Consider the following 767-nt stretch of genomic DNA (forward strand, 5'->3'; position numbering starts at 1 on the left):
ACCCAGGACAGGAAGGTCTTGGCCGCATCGGCGTTCTTCGAAGCCGCATTCAGGCCCATGCCGATATCGGTATGGTCGGAGATGTAGCAGGTGTCGCCGGCCTTCTCGACCGGCGGCGGGAAGGCGCCCATCTTGAACTGCGCCTGGGTGTTGAACAGGCCGATCTCCCACGAGCCGGCCGGGTAGATGGCGGCGCGGCCGAGCGTGAACAGGTTCTGGCTGTCCGGATAGGTCTGCGCCTCGAAGCCATCGCCGAGATAAGGCTTCCACTTGGCCAGTTCCTCATACGGCGCGACCCAGTCCTTGTCGGTCAGCTTCTGATCGCCCTTGATCAGCGCCGCGCGGCCGTCCTCGCCCTTCCAGTAGTTGGGGCCGATGTTCTGGTAGCCCATGGTCGCGGCTTCCCAGAGATCCTTGGTGCCCATCGCCATCGGGATGTAGGTGCCGTCGGCCTTGATCTTGTCGAGCGCGGCGAAGAACTCGTCGCGGGTCTCCGGCACCTTGATGCCGAGCTTGTCAAAGGCGTCCTTGTTGTAGATGAAGCCGTGGATGACCGAAGCCATCGGCACGCAGAAGCTCGCCTTGCCGTCGTCGGTCTGCCAGGCGGACTTGGCCACCGGCGAAAAGTTCTCCATGCCGGGCAGCGCCGAGAGATCGGCAAGGTTGCCCTTCTTGAACAGCTCAAGCGACTTGTCGAACGGGCGGCAGGTGATCAGGTCGCCCGCCGAGCCGGCGGCGAGCTTGGCGCCGAGCGCGGCGTCATATTC

1 protein-coding gene is annotated in these 767 nt (G+C 64.1%); it reads right to left on the reverse strand.

Annotated features, from left to right (window positions below; translation table 11 throughout):
* On the reverse strand, positions 1-767 hold a 767-nt coding region (locus ENZ74_RS33385), incomplete at both ends, for an extracellular solute-binding protein (RefSeq protein WP_127313366.1).

Origin of the sequence: Mesorhizobium sp. M7A.F.Ca.CA.002.15.2.1 (genome assembly GCF_003998715.1) — a bacterium.
Lineage (GTDB): Bacteria > Pseudomonadota > Alphaproteobacteria > Rhizobiales > Rhizobiaceae > Mesorhizobium > Mesorhizobium ciceri.